Raw genomic sequence first — 6,134 nt, forward strand, 5'->3', positions numbered from 1 at the left:
GCGGCGTTTTGTTTTTTAGCCTGAATGCTAAGGGCGTGTTGACAATTGAGACATCCCCCTCCCCCGCTGCGGGCTTCGCTCTGCAGGGGAGGGGGATTTTTCAATTATAAACAGCGCCTAGCCTGCCACCTTCACCACTTCTGCGCGGGCGTGGCGGCGTTCCAGCCACAGATGGCGGCGGATGATAATCCGCCCCAGCGGGCGGACGGCGGCGACGGCGGTCGCAAGGGCAGCGCTGGCGGCGAGCAGTTGCAGCGGTTCGGCAAGTGTCTGCGTCGCCAGCAGCGCGGTGAGGAAGGCGGCGAGCGGCAGGCCGTAGGTGACGAGCGCGCTGATGTTGAGCCCGGCGGCGGAGAGGTGCAGCTCGGCGGTCTCACCCGTGCGCCAGCCGTCGCGGTTGGGCAGGGCGATGCTACCGTTGCGGAAAAAGCCGCGGAACCACGGGCGGTTGCCGCAGCCGTTGCCCTCGGCGCAGCGGCGGCATTCGCGGATGTCGTCCACCGGCACGAGGTGGAGGGTGGTGGCGTCAGCAGCGGTGATGCGGACGCGGATGGTGTTGTCAGTCATGGGGTTATCGTTGATTGTGCAGAAATATTCCGGCGGCGACTGCCCAAATGGCAAGCTCCAGCAGGAATACCCAGTGAAAAATGAAATTGAGCCACCACGGCTGGTAGCGGGCGGTGACGGTGAACAGGGAATACGGCGTATCGCGCCACGGCATCAGCCAGGATATGTCGCCGACGATGCTGTCAAGGCAGAGATGCACCATGCCGTTCACCGCAAACAGCAGCGCGATGGCGGCCGCCGGGCGATGCGTGCGCCGCCAGAAAAGGAAGGCGATGACGAGCGCCAGCAGCCAAAGCGACGGCCAATGCGTCAAGTAGCGATGATGGTGAACGCGACGGTGATCGACAAGGTAAAACCAGAGCATATCGACATCGGGCAGAATGCCGCTGATGGCGCCATAAAGCGACCAGGCGCGCGCGGAAAGTTGGGCCGGTTTCAGGCGGCGTAATAATTGTGCGCCGATATATCCGGCGGGAGCGTGGGCGGTAATCATGTTTTTGTCTCCGGTGGCGGGAATTGCATTTCCGGCTTGTCGTCATAGGCATTCCAGTCAATTTCCCATTCTTTAACCGTAAAATAATATTCCAGATTTTCCATGTCCTGCACCCAGTCATCAAACCAGAGCCAGTCTGAATTAAATTCCGGGGAATTTTTCGGCGGCGCAATAAATACAAAAAAATCTTCATCTTTCGGGCTGTCCTGCAGAATATAAACCCGCCCGCCCTGATATTCGCCACGCAAGATTTTTCCGGTTTTATGCAAAACGATTTTCCTCATGACGGATATTTTTCCCGCATTCGTGCATCATTATTATCGCTATCGCCAGTGGCATACAAATCTGTTGCCACTTCATCAATCACCGTGCGCAATTCCAATTCCTTTAACCATTCGCCGGGAATGGCATTGATGCCATCGCGTGCGCCGAGCAAATTACCGGCAATGGCGCCGGTCGAATCCGAATCGCCGTCGTGATTGACCGCCATCACAATGCCGCTGCGCACATCCGCCGCCGCGAGCGTGCAATAAACGGCAATCGCCAGCGCCTCCTCGGCAATCCAGCCCTGCCCCAACTGCGCTACCGCCAGCGCGGGCGGCACATCGCTTGCTGCCAACGCCTCCGCCTGTTGCAGCAAATGCAGCGTGCTTTCGTGTCCGGCGCGGGCGCGCAGCAGCGGCTTGGCGCGCGCAAGACCGTCCGCCAGTGTCGCTTCCTCGCACAGCGCCTGCACCAGTACCGCCAGCACGCCCGCAGTGAGCGAACCGGCGGGATGGCCGTGGGTCAGCGTCGCCAGCGCCGTCCCCGTCTGAAAGGTTTGCGCGTGTGACCAGCGCTGCGCGGCCGCATACAGCCCGACTGGCGCCATCCGCATCACCCCGCCGCAGCCCTTGCTGTTGTTCTGCGCCAGCGCGCCCAGCACCGGCATCCTGCTCAGCGCGGTGAGGCAGGTCATGCCCGGTGCGCGGCGGTGGTGCAATTCCGGCTGTTGCCACAACCAGCCGGACGGCTCCTCCGCCGCCAGCAGCGGGTCATACGGCCATTCATCCTGGGTACGCAGCCAGGCCAGATAACTGCGGGCGGTGGCGCGCACCACATCGCCATCGCCACACCACGCCGCAAGCAGCCCGGCGGCGGTAAACAGCGTCATCTGCGTGTCGTCGGTAATCGCGCCAACGCGCTCATAACCGAGGGCAAAGGCGGTGATGCCCGCCGTGCCAAAGTGGCGGAGAATATCGGCGCGGGGCATGAACTCGACCGGCGCACCGAGGGCATCGCCCGCCGCCCCGGCGAGCAGGCAGCCACGGAAGCGCTCCTGTGGGGTAATGTCAGCCATGACGGCTCCTTAGTAAAGAGAAAACGGGCACTATGGTAGCGCAGATTGCCGCGCCCCGCCCTTGTCCGTAAACTGCGCTTTCCCTTGAATCCCGGAGAAAATTATGTGCGATTTTGTTAAAAAATATCCGCTGCTCGCCCCGTATAAAGATGCCATTCTGCCAACCGCGCAAACCATCGCGCCGTTTACCTGGCAAGAATGGCAGGGCGAAGGCCGCCCGCCCCTCTGGCAAAGCCATCTCGGCGGCGTACCCTATTTGCCGCTGGACGATGAATATCCTTATACCAACCGGGGCTATCCTTTTGCGCTGTTTGCGCAAATCCATTTTGCCGAAATGCCGCCCGTTCCCGATTTCCCGACGGCAGGCATTTTGCAAATATTTGTGGATGGCATGGATGACAGTTTGGGGTTGGTCGGCGATGGGGAAAGACCACTTTACCGCTATTATCCCAACGTTATTACAGATGACAGCGCCTTGCAGCAAAATCTTCCCAATGCACCTTTACAGGAAAAACGGCAAAATCCGCCCTGTATCTTGCAATTTCAGCAAGCGCAAACGCAATATATGACGGATAGCGATATGCGCTATGACGATGTTATCGTCGATAAAAATGGTAACAGGCTTGGTTGTAGCGGTGAAGCATATAACCAGTATCTTGACCTTTCAAGGGAGGTCGAAAATTATATCGGCGGTTATTTACTAACCTGCCAGTATGACCCGCGCCACCGGATTGTTTTTGATGATGTGCCAGATGATCCGGAAGAAGTGCGATTTGAACAAAGCCGTCTGCTGTTGCAAATATCCGATGAACTTCCAATCCTTGACTATTATTATCTTTTTATCAATTTCTTTATCCACCCGGATGATTTGCGCCAGCGTGATTTCTCCGAAATGTTTTCCAATGTGCATGGTGATTAAGCCAAAAAAGCCGCTGTGAACAGCGGCTTTTTTAACAGACTTTCTTGCAGACGCTCAGACGCGCCGGTACACCGCCGCAAACGGCAGGCGGTGGCGTTCGCCCCAAATGCCGTGTCCTTCTTGGCGGATGCCGCAGCTCACGATCATGTTGATTTCCGCGCCGCGCGGCAGGGCGAGGATGCGTTTGACGCGGCGGCTGTCCAGTCCTTCCAGCGGGCAGGTGTCGTAGCCCGCCTCGCTCATCGCCAGCATGAAGGTTTGTGCGGCAAGGGCGCAGCTTTTATGCACGACGACACGCATATCCGCCTCGCTGCAATCGGTGTACATCGGGCGGAACAGGCTGATCGCGCCGAACAGCGTTTTGCGCAAGCAGCCGAGCAGGCCAAAGCAGCGTGCATAAACGAAAGGCAGCAGTTTGCCGTAATAGCCACGGTTGGCGGCGAGGCGTTTTTCCTGCTTTTCCGGCGGGCTGGTGCGGCGGATGTTCTCCGCTTCCAGCGCCATCACCTGGCGGGCATGGTCGCGGTAGCGGTCTTGCCTAGTCACGAAAACAACCATTTGTTGCGCCGTTGTCGCTGCTTGCTGGCCGAGGCAGGCGGTGGCGAGTGCTTGCAGCGTCGCCGGGTCGGTGACGTGGACAAATTGGTAGAGCTGCATATTGGATCTGCTCGGCGCGAGGCGGGCTTGTTCAAGACAGCCGCGCACGGTATCGGCGTCAATGGGCTGGTCAGGATCGTAGTGGCGCACGGCGCGGCGGTGGTTTAGCAGGTCAATGAGCATGGGAGTTCCTTGTCGTTTGAAAAATTGCCGGAAACTTATTCCGGCAATTCTGGCTTTATGGCATAACGACTTTCCAGCCGTCTTTGGTTTTGATAAGCGGAATGTCGGCATCCTGTGGTTTGTCGCTGGCTTTGCTTTTCAGTGTGCCTTTTATCGTCGCCTGTGTTTTTTCTTTATTGGTGTAGGTGACTTTGCCGAGGGTGACTTCCGCGCCAACGGCTTTCATTTGCGCCTGTTCGGCTTTGACACGCTCGGTCATGGCTTTTTTCGCGTCTGCCGGTTTGCTTTTGCTGTCTTGCGGAATATAAACGTATTGAGCCGCTTTGGCAGCATCGCCGTGGATAAATTCGGCGAAGAAGGCTTTGGCGACCGCTTCCGGGGTTTGTTCGGCACTCCAGGCGAGGCTGCTGATGGCGGCAAGGGCGGTGAGAAGCAGGGTTTTGAGGAGGGTTTTCATGGTTTATTCCCTGGTTTGGTTGATTGAATGCAAACCGCCGGAAGTTTTTTCTCCGGCGGATTGGCGATTTTACATTTTGATGCGCCAGCCTTTGTCGGTTTTGATGAGTCTGACGTTATTGGTTTCGCTGTGTTCTTTGCCGTTCTTTTTGCCGGTCAGGGTAATTTTGACGGTGGCTTCGGTTTTGTCGGCATTGGTGTAGGTGACTTCGCCGGTGCTGACGTCAATGCTGCCTTCTTTTTTGATTTGTGCCTGCATTTCACCCGCCATCATGGTGATTTTGCCTTTTGCCATTTCCGCGCCTTTGTCGCCTGCTTCCGGCGGGATGTAGATGAGTTCGACGGCTTTGCTGGCATCGCCGCTGAAGAGTTCTTCAAAGAAGGTCTTGGCGGTTTTTTCCGGGGAATCGCCACCGCAGGCGGTGAGGATGCAGGCAAAGAAGACGAGGCAGAGGGTTTGTAGCAGTTTTTTCATCGGGTTCTCCGTTGTGTGAATGGATGCCGCCGGGTGACGGCGCGCGAAGTGTAGCCGCTTGGCGGGTTGTTGAACAGGCTTTTATGCCCACCCCAGCCACGGGAAGAGCGCGATTACCGGGGCGACCAGCAGTAGCGAGCAGGCGGTGGTGATGGCGATAATGTTGGCGGCGGCGGTGGCGTTGCCGCCCATCGCTTTTGCCATGATGTAGCTGGCGGCAGCGGCGGGGGTTGCGCCCATGAGGTAGAGCAAGCCGAGCGCCGTGCCGTGCAGGCCGAACGCGATTCCGGCGGCGACGAACACCAGCGGTGAGGCGACCAGCCGCCCGATGCTCGCCCAAATGGCCATTTGTCCCGCGCCGAAGATGCCGCGCAGGTCAAAACTGGCGCCGGTGGTGAGCAGTGCCAGCGGCAGGGTGAGGTTTTTCAGGTAGCCGGCGAAATGAAGCACGGTGTTTGGCAGCGGCAGGGCGACGGCTTTGACCAGCATCGCGGCGATGAGCGCCAGCACCAGCGGGTTTTTCAGCACGCGCTGCACCAATGGCCAGATGGCGCGGTTGTCGTCCTGGCTGAGGGCGATGACGGCGAGGATGTTCATCAACAGCGTCAGCGCGCCGGTGAAGATGGCGGCGGCGGCGAAGGTGTTGCTGCTGTCGCCATAGACGCCGCCGATGAAGGCGAGGCCGATGATGCCGAGGTTGCCGCGAAAGACGCCCTGGACGAACACGCCCCGGTCGGCGGCGGGCATAGCGCGCGAAAGCCAGCTTGCGCCGAAGTAAAGCACCAGCACTGCCAGCCAGCCCGCGCCTATCAGCCGCCACTCTGCAAGCGGCGAGACGTCGCTCTTGATGACGCTGACGAACAGTAGCGTCGGCAGTGCGTAGCGATAAACGATATGGCTCATCCCCGCGACCAGTTCGCCGCCCATCTCGCCGCGCCGCTTCATCCACCAGCCCATGACAATCAGCGCCAGCACCGGGATGATGGTTTCAGCGGAAAACGCCAGCCCTGCCAAAAATCGGCTCATCGGTAATCTCCTCAAAAACGTCATTATAATGCCCGCCCGCTTATCAACTTCGCGACAACCATGCTGTATTCCCTGCTTG

The 6,134-nt window shown here is 58.7% G+C and carries 9 protein-coding genes; 1 reads left to right on the forward strand and 8 read right to left on the reverse strand.

Annotation, left to right across the window (positions count from 1 at the left end):
* Positions 1-117 precede the first annotated feature (117 nt).
* The 4 genes from Q0349_RS11760 to Q0349_RS11775 are packed head-to-tail and all read right to left on the reverse strand — an operon-like array spanning position 118 to position 2,399.
* Positions 118-567, reverse strand: a complete 450-nt coding sequence (locus Q0349_RS11760) for a SoxR reducing system RseC family protein (RefSeq protein ID WP_298081186.1) — start codon at positions 565-567, stop codon at positions 118-120.
* 4 nt (positions 568-571) lie between these two features.
* Complete coding sequence (locus Q0349_RS11765) at positions 572-1,060, reverse strand: metal-dependent hydrolase (protein WP_298081187.1); 489 nt, start codon at positions 1,058-1,060, stop codon at positions 572-574.
* Positions 1,057-1,344 (reverse strand): hypothetical protein, encoded by a 288-nt coding sequence (locus tag Q0349_RS11770; protein ID WP_298081188.1) that lies wholly within the window; start codon positions 1,342-1,344, stop codon positions 1,057-1,059. The genes Q0349_RS11765 and Q0349_RS11770 overlap by 4 nt, the downstream gene beginning before the upstream one ends.
* Positions 1,341-2,399: an ADP-ribosylglycohydrolase family protein gene (locus tag Q0349_RS11775; RefSeq protein WP_298081189.1), complete on the reverse strand. Its 1,059-nt coding sequence runs from the start codon at positions 2,397-2,399 to the stop codon at positions 1,341-1,343. Before Q0349_RS11775 ends, Q0349_RS11770 begins: the two co-directional genes overlap by 4 nt.
* Before the next feature lie 103 nt (positions 2,400-2,502).
* Between Q0349_RS11775 and Q0349_RS11780 the strand changes: the two genes are divergently transcribed.
* A complete protein-coding gene (locus Q0349_RS11780) occupies positions 2,503-3,318 on the forward strand; it encodes a YwqG family protein (protein ID WP_298081190.1) in 816 nt (271 codons plus the stop codon).
* A 54-nt stretch (positions 3,319-3,372) separates the two neighbouring features.
* On the opposite strand, the gene Q0349_RS11785 is transcribed toward Q0349_RS11780, so the two are convergent.
* The 4 genes from Q0349_RS11785 to Q0349_RS11800 all read right to left on the reverse strand — a co-directional run bounded on the left by Q0349_RS11785 (position 3,373) and on the right by Q0349_RS11800 (position 6,055).
* On the reverse strand, positions 3,373-4,098 hold the full coding sequence (locus Q0349_RS11785; protein WP_298081191.1) for a nitroreductase family protein: 726 nt from the start codon (positions 4,096-4,098) through the stop codon (positions 3,373-3,375).
* Positions 4,099-4,153: 55 nt separating this feature from the next.
* Positions 4,154-4,555: a DUF4878 domain-containing protein gene (locus Q0349_RS11790; protein WP_298081192.1), complete on the reverse strand. Its 402-nt coding sequence runs from the start codon at positions 4,553-4,555 to the stop codon at positions 4,154-4,156.
* Positions 4,556-4,624: 69 nt separating this feature from the next.
* Entirely contained in the window at positions 4,625-5,029 is a 405-nt protein-coding gene (locus Q0349_RS11795; RefSeq protein WP_298081193.1) for a DUF4878 domain-containing protein, read from the reverse strand.
* An 81-nt stretch (positions 5,030-5,110) separates the two neighbouring features.
* Positions 5,111-6,055, reverse strand: a complete 945-nt coding sequence (locus Q0349_RS11800) for an AEC family transporter (protein WP_298081194.1) — start codon at positions 6,053-6,055, stop codon at positions 5,111-5,113.
* Between the last annotated feature and the right edge of the window lie 79 nt (positions 6,056-6,134).

The organism is uncultured Cardiobacterium sp. (assembly GCF_938028185.1).
Taxonomy (GTDB): domain Bacteria; phylum Pseudomonadota; class Gammaproteobacteria; order Cardiobacteriales; family Cardiobacteriaceae; genus Cardiobacterium.

What these genes read in the sequence shown, in the direction of transcription:
- Q0349_RS11760 (WP_298081186.1), bottom strand. Translation starts at nt 567, where the DNA reads ATGACTGACAACACCATCCGCGTCCGCATCACCGCTGCTGACGCCACC.
- Q0349_RS11765 (WP_298081187.1), bottom strand. Translation starts at nt 1,060, where the DNA reads ATGATTACCGCCCACGCTCCCGCCGGATATATCGGCGCACAATTATTA.
- Q0349_RS11770 (WP_298081188.1), bottom strand. Translation starts at nt 1,344, where the DNA reads ATGAGGAAAATCGTTTTGCATAAAACCGGAAAAATCTTGCGTGGCGAA.
- Q0349_RS11775 (WP_298081189.1), bottom strand. Translation starts at nt 2,399, where the DNA reads ATGGCTGACATTACCCCACAGGAGCGCTTCCGTGGCTGCCTGCTCGCC.
- Q0349_RS11780 (WP_298081190.1), top strand. Translation starts at nt 2,503, where the DNA reads ATGTGCGATTTTGTTAAAAAATATCCGCTGCTCGCCCCGTATAAAGAT.
- Q0349_RS11785 (WP_298081191.1), bottom strand. Translation starts at nt 4,098, where the DNA reads ATGCTCATTGACCTGCTAAACCACCGCCGCGCCGTGCGCCACTACGAT.
- Q0349_RS11790 (WP_298081192.1), bottom strand. Translation starts at nt 4,555, where the DNA reads ATGAAAACCCTCCTCAAAACCCTGCTTCTCACCGCCCTTGCCGCCATC.
- Q0349_RS11795 (WP_298081193.1), bottom strand. Translation starts at nt 5,029, where the DNA reads ATGAAAAAACTGCTACAAACCCTCTGCCTCGTCTTCTTTGCCTGCATC.
- Q0349_RS11800 (WP_298081194.1), bottom strand. Translation starts at nt 6,055, where the DNA reads ATGAGCCGATTTTTGGCAGGGCTGGCGTTTTCCGCTGAAACCATCATC.